Annotated in this window: 18 protein-coding genes; 3 read left to right on the plus strand and 15 right to left on the minus strand. The window is 62.5% G+C overall.

Annotated features, from left to right (window positions below; translation table 11 throughout):
- Positions 1 to 73: 73 nt before the first annotated feature.
- The 5 genes from ACVNHC_RS21750 to trmD all read right to left on the minus strand — a co-directional run bounded on the left by ACVNHC_RS21750 (position 74) and on the right by trmD (position 5,593).
- Positions 74 to 1,519, minus strand: a complete 1,446-nt coding sequence (locus ACVNHC_RS21750; protein WP_457169432.1) for a pilus assembly protein TadG-related protein — start codon at positions 1,517 to 1,519, stop codon at positions 74 to 76.
- Positions 1,520 to 1,660: 141 nt separating this feature from the next.
- Positions 1,661 to 2,218 (minus strand): HNH endonuclease, encoded by a 558-nt coding sequence (locus ACVNHC_RS21755; RefSeq protein WP_050474041.1) that lies wholly within the window; start codon positions 2,216 to 2,218, stop codon positions 1,661 to 1,663.
- A gap of 284 nt (positions 2,219 to 2,502) precedes the next feature.
- The gene (gene leuC / locus ACVNHC_RS21760; RefSeq protein WP_186391389.1) at positions 2,503 to 3,915 is read right to left on the minus strand and encodes a 3-isopropylmalate dehydratase large subunit; all 1,413 of its coding nucleotides are present in this window, start codon (positions 3,913 to 3,915) and stop codon (positions 2,503 to 2,505) included.
- Between the two features lie 262 nt (positions 3,916 to 4,177).
- Complete coding sequence (rplS, locus tag ACVNHC_RS21765; protein ID WP_094462549.1) at positions 4,178 to 4,669, minus strand: 50S ribosomal protein L19; 492 nt, start codon at positions 4,667 to 4,669, stop codon at positions 4,178 to 4,180.
- A 225-nt stretch (positions 4,670 to 4,894) separates the two neighbouring features.
- Positions 4,895 to 5,593, minus strand: coding sequence for a tRNA (guanosine(37)-N1)-methyltransferase TrmD (gene trmD / locus ACVNHC_RS21770; protein ID WP_457169435.1), 699 nt, complete (start codon positions 5,591 to 5,593; stop codon positions 4,895 to 4,897).
- 245 nt (positions 5,594 to 5,838) lie between these two features.
- On the opposite strand from trmD, the gene ACVNHC_RS21775 reads away from it, so the two are divergent.
- The gene (locus ACVNHC_RS21775) at positions 5,839 to 6,333 is read left to right on the plus strand and encodes a VanZ family protein (protein ID WP_050474045.1); all 495 of its coding nucleotides are present in this window, start codon (positions 5,839 to 5,841) and stop codon (positions 6,331 to 6,333) included.
- Here ACVNHC_RS21775 and rimM read toward each other — a convergent pair.
- The 4 genes from rimM to ffh are packed head-to-tail and all read right to left on the minus strand — an operon-like array spanning position 6,279 to position 9,200.
- Positions 6,279 to 6,836, minus strand: a complete 558-nt coding sequence (rimM, locus tag ACVNHC_RS21780) for a ribosome maturation factor RimM (RefSeq protein ID WP_050474046.1) — start codon at positions 6,834 to 6,836, stop codon at positions 6,279 to 6,281. The two genes, ACVNHC_RS21775 and rimM, sit on opposite strands and share 55 nt — an antisense overlap.
- A gap of 58 nt (positions 6,837 to 6,894) precedes the next feature.
- Positions 6,895 to 7,266 (minus strand): 30S ribosomal protein S16, encoded by a 372-nt coding sequence (rpsP, locus tag ACVNHC_RS21785; RefSeq protein ID WP_457169437.1) that lies wholly within the window; start codon positions 7,264 to 7,266, stop codon positions 6,895 to 6,897.
- An 18-nt stretch (positions 7,267 to 7,284) separates the two neighbouring features.
- Positions 7,285 to 7,623: a chorismate mutase gene (locus ACVNHC_RS21790; RefSeq protein ID WP_050474048.1), complete on the minus strand. Its 339-nt coding sequence runs from the start codon at positions 7,621 to 7,623 to the stop codon at positions 7,285 to 7,287.
- Positions 7,620 to 9,200, minus strand: coding sequence for a signal recognition particle protein (gene ffh / locus ACVNHC_RS21795; protein ID WP_457169439.1), 1,581 nt, complete (start codon positions 9,198 to 9,200; stop codon positions 7,620 to 7,622). The genes ACVNHC_RS21790 and ffh overlap by 4 nt, the downstream gene beginning before the upstream one ends.
- A gap of 366 nt (positions 9,201 to 9,566) precedes the next feature.
- Between ffh and ACVNHC_RS21800 the strand changes: the two genes are divergently transcribed.
- Positions 9,567 to 9,950 (plus strand): VOC family protein, encoded by a 384-nt coding sequence (locus ACVNHC_RS21800; RefSeq protein ID WP_050474141.1) that lies wholly within the window; start codon positions 9,567 to 9,569, stop codon positions 9,948 to 9,950.
- Between the two features lie 197 nt (positions 9,951 to 10,147).
- Positions 10,148 to 11,590 (plus strand): TrkH family potassium uptake protein, encoded by a 1,443-nt coding sequence (locus tag ACVNHC_RS21805; RefSeq protein ID WP_050474050.1) that lies wholly within the window; start codon positions 10,148 to 10,150, stop codon positions 11,588 to 11,590.
- Positions 11,591 to 11,613: 23 nt separating this feature from the next.
- On the opposite strand, the gene ureG is transcribed toward ACVNHC_RS21805, so the two are convergent.
- The 6 genes from ureG to ACVNHC_RS21835 form a co-directional block, all read right to left on the minus strand.
- Positions 11,614 to 12,234 (minus strand): urease accessory protein UreG, encoded by a 621-nt coding sequence (gene ureG / locus ACVNHC_RS21810; RefSeq protein ID WP_050474051.1) that lies wholly within the window; start codon positions 12,232 to 12,234, stop codon positions 11,614 to 11,616.
- On the minus strand, positions 12,231 to 12,947 hold the full coding sequence (locus ACVNHC_RS21815; RefSeq protein ID WP_457169442.1) for an urease accessory protein UreF: 717 nt from the start codon (positions 12,945 to 12,947) through the stop codon (positions 12,231 to 12,233). Before ACVNHC_RS21815 ends, ureG begins: the two co-directional genes overlap by 4 nt.
- 41 nt (positions 12,948 to 12,988) lie before the next feature.
- Complete coding sequence (locus ACVNHC_RS21820) at positions 12,989 to 13,633, minus strand: urease accessory protein UreE (RefSeq protein ID WP_457169444.1); 645 nt, start codon at positions 13,631 to 13,633, stop codon at positions 12,989 to 12,991.
- Positions 13,630 to 14,232, minus strand: a complete 603-nt coding sequence (locus ACVNHC_RS21825; protein WP_058898440.1) for a glutathione S-transferase family protein — start codon at positions 14,230 to 14,232, stop codon at positions 13,630 to 13,632. Before ACVNHC_RS21825 ends, ACVNHC_RS21820 begins: the two co-directional genes overlap by 4 nt.
- A 54-nt stretch (positions 14,233 to 14,286) precedes the next feature.
- A complete protein-coding gene (gene ureC, locus ACVNHC_RS21830; protein WP_050474054.1) occupies positions 14,287 to 15,999 on the minus strand; it encodes an urease subunit alpha in 1,713 nt (570 codons plus the stop codon).
- A 64-nt stretch (positions 16,000 to 16,063) separates the two neighbouring features.
- Complete coding sequence (locus ACVNHC_RS21835) at positions 16,064 to 16,369, minus strand: urease subunit beta (protein ID WP_050474055.1); 306 nt, start codon at positions 16,367 to 16,369, stop codon at positions 16,064 to 16,066.
- Positions 16,370 to 16,414 lie beyond the last annotated feature (45 nt).

Genomic DNA, 16,414 nt, shown 5'->3' on the forward strand with positions numbered 1-16,414 from the left:
TACCATGAAAGCATCAAGGGCCCGCGCTGCGGGCCCTTTGTCTTCAGCCGTGCCCTTTCCTGCGGGCGGGGGCTCACTTGGACAGATAGATCGACTGGATCTGCCGCGCGATGTTCGAGAAGGCATTGATCAGGGTCGCGCTGTCTGTCGCCTTGAAATAGGTTGTTGCCTCGCTGGTGGCGCAGTATTTCATCAATTTTTCAGATGAGGGCAGTGAGCCCGAGGTATTCTGGAAGAGAACCGTATAGATCGTGATGTTTTTTGCCTTCATGGCATCGCAGAAACTGCGTGCGCGAACCGCTGGCGGGTCGCTATATGTTGCGTCATTAAAATATTGACCAAGCCAGTATTGTTTTGCAGATGTGCTGCATCCGCTGGTTAATGTCTCGTATATCCAATAATATCCGCTTCTCGTTGTATGATTGCTCCAGCCTTTATAGGACGGACTCCTTGTTGTGTAGCCAGACCTCGTCCGGCAGACATCTCTTGTCAGCAAGGTCTTGTCATAAAAATCGTTGAAGTCGCCGTCAGTCATGATGAGCGCGATCTTCTTGACCTTGTTGCTGTTATAGGCGGAGGGTGCACTGGCGGATGGCCAGAGGTTCGACCAGTTTGGCGACAGCGTGTACCAGCCCCAGGCGATGCCGATCTGGCCCGCGGTGCCGCCGCTGGCAACCAGATTTTCTATGGCTGTCTCCAGGGTGTCAGCGGAGCTTGTCAGGGGCAGAAGTGGCGAGCCGGAGGAGCAGGCGTTGGAGCCACCGCCGAAAAACTCCGAGTTTGTGCCGTTATAATTATAGGCTGCATCGGTAAATTGCTGAGGGCCCATGCGCTCCGTCACACAATTCGCTCCAAGGGAGGCCCCATTTGTGACGGTTTTGGCCTTGTCGCCGAGATTTACACCCTGGCTATAGGGAACAAGCGAAATGCGGACCTTTGAACGGGAATTGCTGTCCTGTTCCGCAAGAAGAATCTTCACAATACTCTTGGCTGCCGATTCCAAGGCATCCATGTCGTTTGACATGGAGCCGGTGACGTCCAGGATCAGCGACAGCTCCACATCGAACCTGGAATAGGTGGATTGCGATGAGGAACTTACTGGTATCGTTTCCGGGCCAATGCCGCCAATCGAGACGAAGTAGGTGTTGACCGTCCCTGTGACATTGGCGGTGATGATGCCCTCGGCCGGATTGAGCGTGTAGGTCAGATTTGCCAGCTCGACGTTGTCCACGCCTGTCGATGTCAGGTTGGCGTTGAATGCAGACTCCAGCGCGGATTTGATCTGGCTGTCGGTGAGAACCGTGGTTGATAGTTGACGGGCAACGCTCAAAACCGCCGCGTCCAGCGCATTTGCAACTGCGCTGCGGACGATAACGGCACGGCCATAATCGGCGCCGGAGCCGGCTATCACGATCATGATGACGATCAGGAAGGCCGCCAGGGGCAGGATGGAGCCATCCTTCTTCTGGCCGAACTGGCGCATCTTCCGCAGAAGCTGGCGGATCCTGGATCTGCACATGGGTGAACTCCAAAGGTTTTCTGGAGTTCATATTCATCGGAATCCATTGCGCAACACTAAAATTATAGTCAATTCGGATCGAAAATCGAACCTTGGTTTATGAGTGTTTAAGCAGTTTGCGCAGGGACGGTTATTATCTGTTTACGGTTCCAGCTCCGTATCCCAGTACAGGAAGTCGAGCCAGCTTTCGTGCAGATAGTTTGGCGGAAAGCCGCGGCCGTTGTTGTGCAGGTCCTGGATGGAGGGCCGGAACGGCATGTGCATCGGCCACATGTCCAGTTGTTCGCAGGACTTGTTCGACTTGCGCAGATTGCAGGGTGAGCAGGCGGTGATCACGTTTTCCCAGGTGGTCTGGCCGCCGCGGCAGCGCGGGATCAGGTGATCGAAGGTCAGATCCTCGCGGGAGCCGCAATACTGACACTGGAATCTGTCGCGCAGGAAAACGTTGAAACGGGTGAAGGCCGGGTGGCGCGACGGTTTGACGAAGGTCTTGAGGGAAACCACGCTGGGTAATCGGAACTCGAAACTCGGACTTCGAACCGTGGTCTCGTATTCCGACACGATGTTCACCCGGTCGAGGAACACAGCCTTGATGGTGTCCTGCCACGACCACAGCGACAGGGGGTAATAACTTAAGGGCCTGTAGTCCGCATTCAGCACCAAGGCCGGATGGGCGCCCGATGGTACGGCTATCGTCACCTTCGGCTCCTTGTCTCTCAAGGTACCGGCACCGCAGACCCGATGCCGGGTTCTACCTCTACATGCGAGACATATAGTAGTGCCGGTGTGACACTCTTGTGAAGCCTGTAAAAGCGCCGCAGTGCCGAAGATGGAGAAGCTGCCCTACTGCGCTCCATCTGACCATCAACTCTCTGAAATCAAAAAGGCTTCGCGGGTCAAGGGTAAAGCCGGGAAAGGATTTGGGCCAAAAAGAAACGGGCGCCGCAGAGGGCGCCCGTCCACATGTTTCCAGGTGAAGCGAATCAGGGCTTCTGCCACTCGCGGATGTCGACGAAATGGCCCGCAATGGCTGCCGCTGCGGCCATGGCCGGGGAGACCAGATGGGTGCGGCCCTTGAAGCCCTGACGGCCTTCGAAGTTGCGGTTCGAAGTCGAGGCGCAGCGCTCGCCCGGCTGCAGCTTGTCGGCGTTCATGGCAAGGCACATGGAGCAACCCGGTTCACGCCACTCGAAGCCAGCTGCCTTGAACACCTTGTCGAGGCCTTCGGCTTCCGCCTGTTCCTTCACGAGGCCGGAGCCCGGAACGACCATAGCCTTGACGCCGTCCTTCACCTTGCCGCTGCCGATCATGGCTGCGGCTGCGCGCAGATCCTCGATGCGGCCGTTGGTGCATGAGCCGATGAAGACGACATCGACCGGAATGTCGGTCATCTTCGTGCCCGGGGTCAGGCCCATGTATTCCAGCGCGCGCCACTTGGACTTGCGGGTGTTCTCGTCGGCGATGTCGTCCGGGTTCGGCACCACGCCGGTCACGGAGATCACGTCTTCGGGGGAGGAGCCCCAGGTGACGATGGGCGGCAGGTTGGCAGCGTCCAGCTTCACCACCTTGTCGAAATGCGCGCCTTCGTCGGTGTGCAGCGTCTTCCAGTAGGAAATCGCACGCTCCAGCGCTTCGCCCTTCGGAGACTTCGGACGGCCCTGTATATAGGCAAAGGTCGTTTCATCCGGCGCGATCAGGCCGGCACGGGCGCCGCCTTCGATCGACATGTTGCAGATGGTCATGCGGCCTTCCATGGACAGCGAGCGGATGGCTTCGCCCGCATATTCCATGACATAGCCGGTGCCGCCGGCGGTGCCGATCTCGCCGATGATGGCGAGAATGATGTCCTTGGCGGTGACGCCTTCCGGCAGCTTGCCGTCCACCTGGACGAGCATGTTCTTGGCCTTCTTCTGGATCAGCGTCTGGGTGGCCAGAACGTGTTCCACTTCGGAAGTGCCGATGCCGTGGGCCAGCGCGCCGAAAGCGCCGTGGGTGGAGGTGTGGCTGTCGCCGCAGACGATGGTCATGCCGGGCAGGGTGAAGCCCTGTTCGGGGCCGACGATGTGAACGACGCCCTGGCGGTGATCCAGCTCGCTGTAATATTCGATGCCGAATTCAGCCGCGTTGTCGGCCAGCGTCTGCACCTGAAGTGCGGATTCCGGATCGTCGATGCCCTGGCTGCGGTCGGTCGTCGGCACGTTGTGATCGACGACGGCCAGCGTCTTCTCCGGACGGCGCACCTTGCGGCCCGTCATGCGCAGGCCTTCGAACGCCTGCGGGCTCGTCACTTCGTGGACGAGGTGGCGGTCGATGTAGAGCAGGCAGGTGCCGTCTTCCTGGGTGTCGACCACATGGTCATCCCAGATCTTGTCGTAGAGCGTTCTCGGCTTGGTCATCGGGGTGTCTCCTGAAACCGGGCGGGGCCTTGATCCTCCGCCGTGGCGGTTCTGCCCCTTGTCCCTTGCACGGATTGGCCGTTTCCAGCCTGTTCCGGTCTTGCCTCTTCAATGCCCCGAAGCATCATGGGGGTCAATATGCTTCGCAGTCCGCCACTCTTGAGCTTTGTTCAAGTGGCGCCGCGCCGCGGGGCTTGCAAGCTGGCAAAAAGAAAGGCGGCCCGAAGACCGCCTTTCGAAAATCTGCGATGCAGCGCCGTTCTTATTCGGCGGAAGCAGCGGCAGCAGCGGCTGCAGCAGCAGCGGCCTCGGCGGCGGCAGCCTTCTCGGCAGCAGCAGCGGCCTTGGCAGCAACGACTTCAGCGCGGGCTTCTTCGTTGAGGCGCTTGGCGCGGACGTTGGTGGCCTCGACGATACGGGCCGACTTGCCGCGGCGGTCGCGCAGGTAGTAGAGCTTGGCGCGGCGGACCTTGCCGCGGCGGACGACTTCAACGCTCTCGATCATCGGCGAGCAGGCCGGGAACACGCGCTCCACGCCTTCACCATAGGAGATCTTGCGCACGGTGAAGCTCTCGTTGATGCTGCCGCCGGAACGGGCGATGCAGACACCTTCGTAAGCCTGGGTACGGGTGCGGTTGCCTTCGGTCACCTTGACGTTGACCTTGATGGTGTCGCCCGGAGAAAATTCGGGGAGCTTGCGGACGGCTTCAACCTTTGCCTTTTCTTCCGCGTTCAGCTGTTCGATCAGGTTCATGGCATATTTCCCTTGTCAGTTTTCAAAGACCGCCAGAGCGTCCAGCCCACGTGAAGTGGAAAGGACGGGTTCACCGTCTTCGGGCCATGTTGGAGATACCCGGCTGTCCGCAGGATCGCGCAAAAGCAATGCGCGGCGCACAGAACCGGCCACAACGGCTGGCTCCTTACAGGAAGACCGCCGCCTTGTCATGCGGAATCTGGAAAAACCGGCCGAAAAGCTGCGTCAGTCCTTCGCCTGATGGGCTGCCCAGAGATCGGGCCGCCGCTCCCGCGTCAGCCGCTCGGCCTCCGCCTTGCGCCATTCGTTGATCTTGCGGTGATTGCCGGAGGTAAGCACTTCAGGAATGGTCATGCCTTCGAATTCGGCCGGCCTTGTGTAGTGCGGATGCTCCAGAAGTCCCGTTTCGAAACTTTCGGTTTCGCCGCTCTCCTGATTGCCCATTACGCCCGGCAAAAGCCGGACGATGGCATCCAGCACGGTGATGGCGGCAATTTCGCCGCCGGAGAGGATGTAGTCGCCGATGGACACTTCCTCGAGCTGGCGCGCGTCGATCACCCGCTGATCAATACCCTCGAACCGGCCGCAGATGATGATGGCGCCCGGACCGCCTGCCAGCTCCCGCACCCTGTCTTGCGTCAGCGGCTTGCCGCGCGGGCTCATCAGCAGGCGCGGGCGGGTGTCGCCGGGCAGGGTGGCGGCGTCGATGGCTGCGGCCAGAATGTCCGCCCGCAGCACCATGCCGGCCCCGCCGCCGGCCGGCGTGTCATCGACGGAGCGGTGCTTGTCCGTGGCGTGATCGCGGATCTGCCGGGCTTCCAGCGACCAGGTGCCCTCCTTCAGCGCCCGTCCCGACAGGCTGGCGCCGAGGGGGCCGGGAAACATCTCCGGGTAAAGGGTCAGCACGGTCGCGGCAAAGCTCATCGCGGTTTCCTGTTCTGCGGGGCGCAATTCCTCCGGCTGCTATGCGATGAAACGCCCGGCTTTGCAACGCAAACGGATCTTGCGGTGCATAGGCAGGGGCAGCCGGGCTGTCATGGCCGGAAAAAGATCAAATTGTTTGCATCCGGGAAGGGGTCATCAACCATGCCCGCAGGTTTGTGCCGGCGGGCAAGCCGGCCTTAACACCTGCCGCCTGAGACTGGGGCTCTCAAGACCGGAGTTGACCCTTGCCCCGCATCCGTTTCGCCCTGCCGCATGTCATCGCCTATTATGTGGACCGGGACTACATCGACATTTCGCTCAGCCGCGTGCTGCCTCTGGCGGCCTTGTGCCTGTTCGGCCTGCTGACCGGGGTGATCTTCAATCATGGCCTGCAGCACCCTTATGACAAGATGCTGCATGTCGGATTCTTCGGCTTGCTGACGCTTTCGATCCACGCCTTCTTCTGCTGCCGGCTGCGGATTTCGGCAATCTCATCGCTGGCGCTGGGCTTCACTGGCGAATGGGTGCAGATGTTCATTCCCGGCCGCGATGCATCGCTGCTGGACGCGGTGGCCAATGGGACCGGCGTGGTGCTGGTCGTTGCCGCCATCGCCCTGTGGCGCATGGAAAGCCGGAAGATTGACGCAGAAGGGCAGACGGGTGAAACGGCAGACTTCGGAGAGCTTCAGCCCATCCGGTTGTCATCATCCCCGTCATCGCGCGGTGTCTCGGACAGGTAACCGTCCGGAATGGCGGTGACGACACGGCGATCGGCCATGCTGACTTCGGGCACGAAATCCCGTGTGAAGGGAATGTAGAACGAACGGCCTCTGGCGGGGCGCAGTTCCAGAAGGTCACCGGCGCCGAAATTCTGAACCATGACCACCTTGCCGACGGGGTTTCCGTCCGCATCCACGGCATCCATGCCGATCAGGTCCGAATGGTAGAACTCGTCTTCTTCCGTCTCGGGGAGACGGTCGCGCGGGATGTAGAGTTCCAGCCCGTTGAGGGCTTCGGCCGCGTTGCGGTCGCCGATCTCCTTGAATTTGGTGACGACGACGGTTTTCTGCACGCGGGCTTTGGAAACGGTGAAGCGGCGTGAGCCGTCGGCGGTTTCCAGGACGCCATAATCCGTGAAGGAGAGCGGGTCATCGCCAAAGGGCTTGACCCGCACTTCCCCGCGAATGCCGTGGGCAGCGCCAATGACGGCCATCAGGACCTTGTTTTCAGGAGCTTTCGTCATTGCCGGGCTTCCTGTGTCCCAAGGCTGATGTCACGCATGGCGCTGCCCGCAGTCTGCATTACTCGGAAGCTTCAGCTGCAGCAGCGGCTGCTTCTTCGGCCTTCTTCTTGGCAGCGGCGGCCTTCTCGGCAGCCTTCTTGCCCATCTCGGCCTTCTTCGGGTTGCTGCGGGCTTCGCGCTTCATGAGACCGGCTTCGTCCAGGAAGCGGGCGACGCGGTCGGTCGGCGTTGCGCCGTTGGCGAGCCAGTGCTTGACGCGGTCGATGTCGAGAACGACGCGCTCTGCGGAATCCTTGGCAACCATCGGGTTGTAAGAGCCGACCTTCTCGATGAAGCGGCCGTCACGCGGAGCGCGGACGTCAGCAACGACTATGCGGTAGTAAGGACGCTTCTTGGCGCCACCACGGGCGAGACGGATTTTCGTAGCCATTTGAGTTTCTCCAGTTGTTCAGTTGCCGTTCGAGGCGGCAATGGCTTCGTGATGCCGGATGACTTCCTTGACGATGAACGCCAGGAATTTCTCGGCAAAGTCAGGATCGAGGTTGGCATCGGCAGCAAGGCGCCGCAGCCGCTCGATCTGAATCTGTTCGCGCGCCGGATCAGCGGCCGGCAGCGCATGAGTGGCCTTGAGGTGGCCCACCTTCTGGGTGCACTTGAAGCGCTCGGCCAGCATGTGGATCAGCGCGGCATCGATATTGTCGATCGAGGCGCGCAGGGCGCGCAGCTCGGTCATGGCGGGGCTTTCGCCGAGCAGGGCGGCGGCGGCGGTCTTGTTCTGATCGGTCATCGCTTCTTGCCCTTTCCTCCAAGGCCGGGGAAACCGCCCATGCCGCCGAGACCACCCAGGCCCGGAAGCTTCGGCAGGCCGCCGAGGCCGCCCATGCCGGGAGGCAGTCCGCCCGGCATGCCGCCTGCGCCGCCATCGGGCAGGCCCTTCAGCAGGTCACCGGCGCCAGGGATCTTGCCGCTCTTGGCCAGTTCTTCGAGCTGCTTCGGATCGATGTTGGGCATGCCGCCGGCCATGCTGCCGCCGAGTGCGCCCATCATCTTGCCGAGCATGCCCTTGTTCTTGCCCATCATTTTCATGACGTCGGCCATCTGGCGGTGCATTTTCAGCAGCTTGTTGACCTCGGCCACATCCACGCCGGATCCGGAAGCGATGCGCTTCTTGCGGCTGGCCTTCAGGATGTCGGGCTTGCGCCGCTCCACCGGGGTCATGGACTGGATGATGGCGATCTGGCGCTTGAACATGCGCTCGTCGATATTCGCCGCATCCATCTGCTTCTTGAACTTCGAAATGCCCGGCAGCATGCTCATCATGCCGGACATGCCGCCAAGCTTTTCCATCTGCTTCAGCTGGTCGGCCAGATCTTCCAGATCGAAATTGCCCTTCTGGAGCTTGGCCGCCATCTTCGCGGCCTTTTCCGCGTCGATGGCTTCGGCAGCCTTCTCAACCAGCGAGACAATGTCGCCCATGCCGAGAATGCGGTCGGCGATGCGGCGGGGATGGAAATCCTCCAGCGCGTCGGACTTTTCGCCCGTACCGATCAGCTTTACGGGCTTGCCGGTGACGGCGCGCATGGACAGGGCGGCACCGCCGCGGCCGTCGCCGTCCATACGGGTCAGCACGATGCCGGTGATGCCGACGCGCTCGTCAAAGCTGGTGGCAAGGTTCACCGCATCCTGACCGGTGAGGGAGTCGGCGACCAGCAGGATTTCATGCGGATTGGCGGCGGCCTTGACCTCGGCCATCTCCATCATCAGCGATTCATCGATATGAATGCGGCCGGCGGTGTCGAGCATGACCACGTCATAGCCGCCGAGGCGCGCGGCCTGAATGGCGCGGCGGGCGATCTCGACCGGTCCTTGACCAGCAACGATCGGCAGCGTGTCGACGCTGTTCTGCTCGCCAAGAACCTTCAGCTGCTCCTGCGCCGCCGGGCGGCGGGTGTCGAGCGAGGCCATCAGCACCTTGCGCTTGTCGCGCTGGGTCAGGCGGCGGGCGATCTTGGCGGTGGTCGTCGTCTTGCCCGAGCCCTGCAGGCCGACCATCATGATGGCGACAGGGGCGGGGGCGTTGATGTCGATCGGATCGGCGTCGGAGCCGAGCATTTCCACGAGCTGGTCGTGGACGATCTTGATGACCATCTGGCCCGGGGTGATCGACTTGACCACATCGGCGCCGACGGCACGGCTGCGCACCTTGTCGGTGAAGGAGCGGACCACGGGAAGGGCAACGTCGGCCTCGATCAGCGCGCGGCGGACCTCACGCATGGCCTCGTTGACATCGGCCTCCGACAGCGCACCACGGCCGGTGAGCTTGTCGAGAATGCCACTGAGGCGCTCCGACAGACTTTCAAACATGGCGCTCGTCCTTTCGTGTTGCGGTCCGGCCCCCGGCGTTTGTGCCGGTGCCCCTCCATCTAAGATGCCGCCGTTCCGATCTCCAGCCTTGAGCCAAGGAAACCTTGCACAAAGCAGTTTGACACCCGGGGGCGCATCGCGCTGCCGGGTGTTGACCTCCGGGCGCTCTTTATACCTTTGCGGGTCCCGGTCGGCTGATCATGTCTGGCGTCACTTTCGTGAAGTGCGCCGGACATACAGCGGAAACGGCAAGCGAGTCAAGGAAAGCCGGGCACCGGCGCGAATTTCCGCGCGCCCTGGACTAAATGTTCTTTATTTGTTCCTATTTGAGGCGTAAGGTCCGGAGGGTTTCAAATGGAGGCGATCATGAATTTCTACATCACTCTCGGCACGCGTGATCTGGCGGCGTCCGTTGCCTTTTATGATGCGGTGCTGGCAACGGTTGGCTGGGCCTCCCATGCGCAATTTCCCGGCTGGCAGGGATATTCGAAGGATGGCAAGGGCGAAGGGGTCACCGTGTGGATCTGCGAGCCCTTCAACGGTGAACCGGCTTCGGCCGGCAATGGCACGATGGCCGCTTTTCCCGCTGCCTCGCCGCAGGAAGTCGATGCCTTTTATGCCGCTGCCATGGCGCATGGGGGCGTGGATGAGGGGGCTGCCGGTCCGCGGCCGCATTACGGGCCTGACTGGTATGCAGCCTATCTGCGCGATCCCTCCGGCAACAAGATTGCCGCCGTGTTCAACGGCTGAGGCAGGGGGCTCGCCGGCCCGCACACCGGTCTCCGCACAGGTCTTGCGGCGGGCAAGGCTTGAAATCGCCGCCGGAACAGGGAACATGCGCGTCAGGCACGGGGAAGGGCACAGCTTCCCCTGCCGGTCCGCTGGCCTGTCCGGCCAGTCATCGGGGCCTGTCATGGTCCGTGATGACGGCCGGCGAAAGAGACACGATGGATTTTCGCGCTGTAATCCTGCCGATTGGCCGACTGCTGATCATCGTTGCCCTGTTCATGATCCTGCCCGCGATTGCCGATCTGATCGAAGGCAATCCGGACTGGATCGTCTTTGCGACCTCGGCCACCATTTTGGTGTGCATCGGCGCATTGATTTCGGCGGCGCTGGACCGGCAGGAATTCAAGTTCCGGCCGCGCGAAACCTTCATTTTCGTCAATGCCGCCTGGCTTGCCTTCAGTTTCGCCGGGGCAATCCCGCTCTATGCCAGCGGCATCGGCCTGACCATGGCAGAGGCGTTCTTTGAAGCAGCCTCAGGCCTGACGACGACAGGTTCCACGGTCATCACCGGCCTTGACAACATGCCGCCCGGCATCCTGCTCTGGCGCGGCCTGTTGCAATGGATCGGCGGCATCGGCATCGTCGTGATCGGCATCTGGCTGCTGCCGGGTCTCAGGGTTGGTGGCTCACAGCTCTTCGCCATCGAATCATCGGAAAAGACCAGCAAGCCCTATGGCCGGATCGAGCCCTTCATTCTCCGGCTGCTGTCACTCTATCTTCTGCTGACCGTCTTTTGCGGGCTGCTCTATTATCTTGCCGGCATGTCGGCCTTCAATGCGCTGAACCATGCGCTGACAACCGTGGCCACGGGCGGGTTTTCGACGTCTGACAGTTCCATCGCCCAATTCGACAGTCTGGCAATTCTCTGGATCGCCATTGTCTTCATGACCCTGTCGAGCCTGCCGTTTCTCTATCTGATCAAGCTTGCCGAACGGCGCGAGTCGCCCCATCCCCAGCAGGTGCGCTTCTTTCTTCTGCTGATCCTGGTGGTGAGCTTTGTCCTCTTTGTCGCGGTCCGCGACCGGGTCGACGCTGAGCCCTTTGCGCTTTTCACCCATGCCATGTTCAACGTCGTCTCTGTGGTCACCACCACGGGCTATGCCAGCACCGACTATCTGCTGTGGGGCAATTTCGCCATCGTGCTGTTCTTCCTGCTGACCTTTGTCGGCGGCTGCTCCGGCTCCACCTCGGGCGGGTTCAAGATCTTCCGCATCCAGATCCTGCTCAGCTCGATCCGCGCCCTGCTGAAACGCGCGGTGCATCCGCACCGCATCATCGAGCCGCGGTTTTCCGGTGCGCCGGTCAGTCCCAGCGTCATGGAAGGCGTCTTCGTCTTTTCCATTCTCTATGCGGGCACATTCGGTGTCTTCGCGGTCATTTACGCCATGATCGGCCTCGACCTTGAAACCGCCATCAGCGCTTCGATCACGGCGCAGGCAAATGTGGGCCCCGGCATCGGGCCGCTGATCGGCCCGGCCGGAACCTTCAGCCAGCTGCCCGACAGTGCCAAATGGCTGCTCGGCTTCCAGATGATCCTGGGCCGGCTGGAACTCATCGGCGGGCTGCTGGTGTTCAGCCCGGATTTCTGGCGCGAGACCTGATCCCGCGCCAGCCGGGGCTGATATCAGGCTTGCGGCAATCCGCCGGCGCGGATGATGAATTCCGCCACCTCGGTCATGCCCTTGCCGGTCTTGGCATTGGCAAAGACGAAGGGCCGCGTCTTGCGCATGCGGGCGGCATCGCGCTCCAGCACCTCAAGGCTCACCTCCACATGAGGCGCCAGCTCGGTCTTGTTGATGATGAGCAGGTCCGAGCGGGTGATGCCCGGCCCGCCCTTGCGGGGAATGTCCTCACCGGCGGCCACATCGATCACGTAGAGCGTCAGGTCGGCCAGTTCCGGCGAAAAGGTGGCGGCCAGATTGTCACCGCCGGACTCGATCAGGATCAGGTCGAGATCGGGGAAGGCGCGGTTGAGATCCTGCACGGCGGCAAGGTTGATCGAGGCATCCTCGCGGATGGCCGTATGCGGGCAGCCGCCGGTCTCGACGCCGCGGATCCGCTCGCTCGGCAGCGCCTGCGCCCGCATCAGCGCCTCGGCATCCTCGCTGGTGTAGATGTCGTTGGTGATGACGGCGATGGAATAGCGCTCGCGCAGGGCCTTGCAGAGCTGGCCGGTGATCGTTGTCTTGCCGGCGCCGACAGGGCCGCCGATGCCGACGCGCAAGGGTCCGTTGGGAGAGGTCATGTGCGGAACAGCCTTGTGTACTGGGTTTCGTGACGCATGGACGCAATGTCCGCGATGAAGGTGCAACTGCCAAGCCCCTCGATCCCGCTGGCGGCGGCGGTCTGCGCTGTCTCAAGAACCTGAGGCATCAGCCCCGCCAGCACCCGCTGGCCATCAGTTTGGCCAAGGGGCACGGCACGCACCGCGGCGGAAATGATGTTGGCGGCAAAGGCATGGAGATAGGCGGCAAGGCCCGCGTCCAGCGGCACGCCGGATGCGGCGAGCGCGAGCCCGGCGGCAACCGGATAGGGCCATGGCTCCGCCGTTGCACCGTCCTGTGCCAGGTTCCGGAACAGGGTTGCGGCTGGGGCAGCGTCCGGCTGGCCGTGGTCCCAGGCATTGCGGACCGTTGCCAGAAAGGCGGTGCCTTGCGCGCTTGTCTCGACATACCGCTCGCGTGAGGGGCAGAGGGCAAGGCCGAGGGCGGCCAGTTCGCGCAGGTGAGCCGCATCGCCTGCCATGGCGGCGCGCCAGCTCTCCGCCAGCAGGATGCCATCCGTCCGGCCGGAACCATGACGCAGAATGTCACCAAGCCAGAGGCGCAGGCTTGCGGCATCCTTCACTTCGCCATCCTCGATCACCTGCTCCAGCCCGTGGCTGTAGGTGAAGGCCCCCACCGGAAAGGCCGGCGAGAAGAAGGCCTGCAGCCGGTAAAGCTCTGCCAGCCCCGGCATCAGCAGGGGTGTTTCACATGAATCAGGGCGAACCTCAGTGCTCAATGGCCATGCCCGCCGCCGGAAGAATGATCATGCTCATGGGAATGCGAGTGGTCATGCTCGTGAGAATGCCCGTGAGCATGACTGTGTGAGTGCGCATGAGAATGACTGTGCGTGTGGCTGTGGCTGTGCGAATGCCCATGCCCGTCATGGGAGTGCCCGCCATGCCCATGGCCGTGCCCATGATCATGCCCGTGCGTGCGGCCCTGGCCATAGGCGCCGCCTTCCGGGTCGAAGGGCGCCATCGCGTGGGTGAGGGTGCCGCCAAGGCGGACCACCATGTCCTCGATCACATGGTCATGCAGGATGCGCAAGGTCCCGTCCATCAGCTGTGTCGGCAGGTGGCGGTTGCCCAGATGCCAGGCGATCCGCATCAACGCGGCCGGTGACGGCGCGGTGATGTCGGTCACAGCCTCCGGCGCCGCCTGAACCTTGATGATCCGGCCATCCTCCAGCTGCAGCCCGTCGCCATGGCGCAGCCAGACGGCCTCGGGAAGGTCCAGCAGGAAACTGGTGCCGCCATCCGTTGTCAGCAGCGCCCGGCGCCGGTGCCGGTCTTCGCCGCCCAGGGTGATGGTGTCCAGCGACCAGTCCGGCCATGTCCCGGCCGGCCGGACGAGACCTGCGCGCAAGGGTGTGCTCATATGAGGGTCTCCGAGATGCGTTTACCCATGGCGAGATAGGCCGGTCGTTCCCGTAGCCGCCTGAAATAGTCGTAGAGCGGGCCGTCTTTCGGTACAGGGAACTTGAACATAGCCCCCCAGCTGCCGCAGTGGCCAAGGATGAGGTCCGGCACGGTGAAAGCGTCGCCCATCACGTAGGGCTTGTCGCCCAGCCGTTTGGTCAGGGTGCCCAGTGCTCGGGCAAATTCCTTGCGGCTGATCTCCACCATCTGCGGCGCGCAGTTGTCATAGATCTTATTTTGCTTGGCCGCCGTCCAGAGCGCGCCTTCGATCTCGTCGACGCAGAACTGTGTGAAGCTGTCCTGGATGGCGCGACTCACGGTTCCGGCCGCAAACGTGCATGCTCCGTGCTTGTCGGCGAGATACTGGATGATGGCGACGCTGTCGGTTAGCACCGCGTCGCCGTCCAACAGAACGGGAATCTTGCCGCCCGGGTTGAGGGCCAGAACCTCCGGACTGTGCGGTGCGGCCGGCACGATGTCGTAAGGTTGACCCAGTTCCTCCAGCATCCAGTAGATTCGGACTGCGCGGCTGCGCGGACTGCCAATGACCTTGTACATGATGTCCCTGTGTTTCCCTGTGCGCCGGCAAATTCAGCCGGTGTCGGCGCTACCCTAGAACAGGAAATAGCGCTGGGCCATGGGCAGAACCTCGGCCGGTTCGCAGGTCAGCAGCTCGCCATCCGCCCGCACTTCATAGGTTTCCGGATGCACCTCCACATGGGGCAGGGCGCTGTTGTGGATCATCGAGCGCTTGGAAATGCCGCCACGCGTGTTTTTCACCGGCAGGACAAGGCTGTCCAGCTCAAGCCGGTCCTTGATGCCATGGTCATGCGCAGCCTTCGAGACGAAGGTGACGCGGCTTGCCGTCATCGCCTTGCCGAAGGCACCGAACATGGGGCGGTAATGCACCGGCTGCGGCGTCGGGATCGAGGCATTGGGATCACCCATGGGCGCTGCGGCAATCGTACCGAGCTTCAGGATCATGTCGGGCTTCACGCCGAAGAAGGCAGGCGACCAGAGCACGAGATCGGCCAGCTTGCCCACCTCGACCGAGCCGATATGCTCGTCCAGCCCGTGAGCGATGGCCGGGTTGATCGTCACCTTGGCGATGTAGCGCTTCACGCGCATGTTGTCGTTTTCGCCGGTCTCCTCGGGCAGGCGGCCGCGCTGCACCCGCATCTTGTGCGCGGTCTGGAAGGTGCGGATCAGGATCTCGCCGACGCGGCCCATGGCCTGGCTGTCGGAGGAGATGATCGACATGGCGCCCATGTCGTGCAGGATGTCCTCGGCGGCGATGGTCTCGCGGCGGATGCGGCTCTCGGCAAAGGCCACGTCTTCCGGGATCGACGGATCGAGGTGGTGGCACACCATCAGCATGTCGAGATGCTCGTCGATGGTGTTCTTCGTATAGGGCCGGGTCGGGTTGGTGGAGGAGGGAATGACATTCGCCTCGCCCACCACCTTGATGATGTCCGGCGCATGGCCGCCCCCTGCGCCTTCCGTGTGGAAGGCATGGATGGTGCGGCCCTTGAAGGCGGCCTTTGTGTTCTCGACAAAGCCGCTTTCGTTCAGCGTGTCCGTGTGGATCATCACCTGCACATCATACTCGTCCGCCACGGACAGGCAGGTGTCGATGGCCGCCGGTGTCGTGCCCCAGTCCTCGTGCAGCTTGAGAGCGCAGGCGCCCGCCAGGATCTGTTCCTCGAGAGCGGCCGGAAGCGAGGCATTGCCCTTGCCGGCGAAGGCAAGGTTCATCGGGAAACTGTCGGCCGCCTGCAGCATCCGCGCCAGATGCCAGGGGCCGGGGGTGCAGGTGGTGGCGTTGGTGCCTGTCGCCGGTCCCGTGCCGCCGCCCAGCATGGTGGTGACGCCGGACATCAGCGCCTCGTCGATCTGCTGCGGGCAGATGTAGTGGATGTGAACGTCCAGAGCCCCGGCCGTGAGGATGCGGCCTTCGCCAGCAATCACTTCCGTTCCCGGCCCGACGATGATGGTGACGCCCGGCTGCACATCCGGGTTGCCGGCCTTGCCGATGCCGGAGATCCGCCCGTCCTTCAGGCCCACGTCGGCTTTCACGATGCCCCAGTGGTCGATGATCAGCACATTGGTGATCACCGTATCCACCGCCCCGGCAGAGCGGGGATGCTGCGACTGGCCCATGCCGTCACGGATCACCTTGCCGCCGCCGAACTTCACTTCCTCGCCATAGATGGTGAAGTCCTTCTCCACCTCGATGATCAGATCCGTGTCGGCCAGACGCAGCCGGTCGCCGGTGGTGGGGCCGAACATGTCCGCATAGGCGGCGCGGGGCATCTTGAAGGACATGGGAGAACCTCGAAAATCACGTGTGAAAACAGGACGTCAGGGACAGGCGCAACGTCTCGGGTTGTCAGAGCGGTCCCATAACCTTCTGGTTGAAACCATAGACGGTGCGGTCCCCGGTGAAGGGCACCAGCCGCACCTTGCGGGTCTGGCCCGGCTCGAAACGCACGGCGGTACCTGCGGGAATATCCAGCCGCTGGCCGCGTGCCGCCTCCCGGTCAAAGGCGAGCGCCGGATTGGTTTCGGCAAAATGATAATGGCTGCCCACCTGCACGGGCCGGTCGCCGGTGTTGGCGACTTCCAGCTCGGTCACCGGCGCCCCGGCATTCAGCTCGATCTCGCCATCAGCGGGAAAAATCTCTCCAGGGATCATCGTTTCATCTCCTTGTGGCCTGAAGCGTGATGGCAAGGTGTTGCC

The sequence above is a fragment of the Pannonibacter sp. Q-1 genome (genome assembly GCF_054073275.1).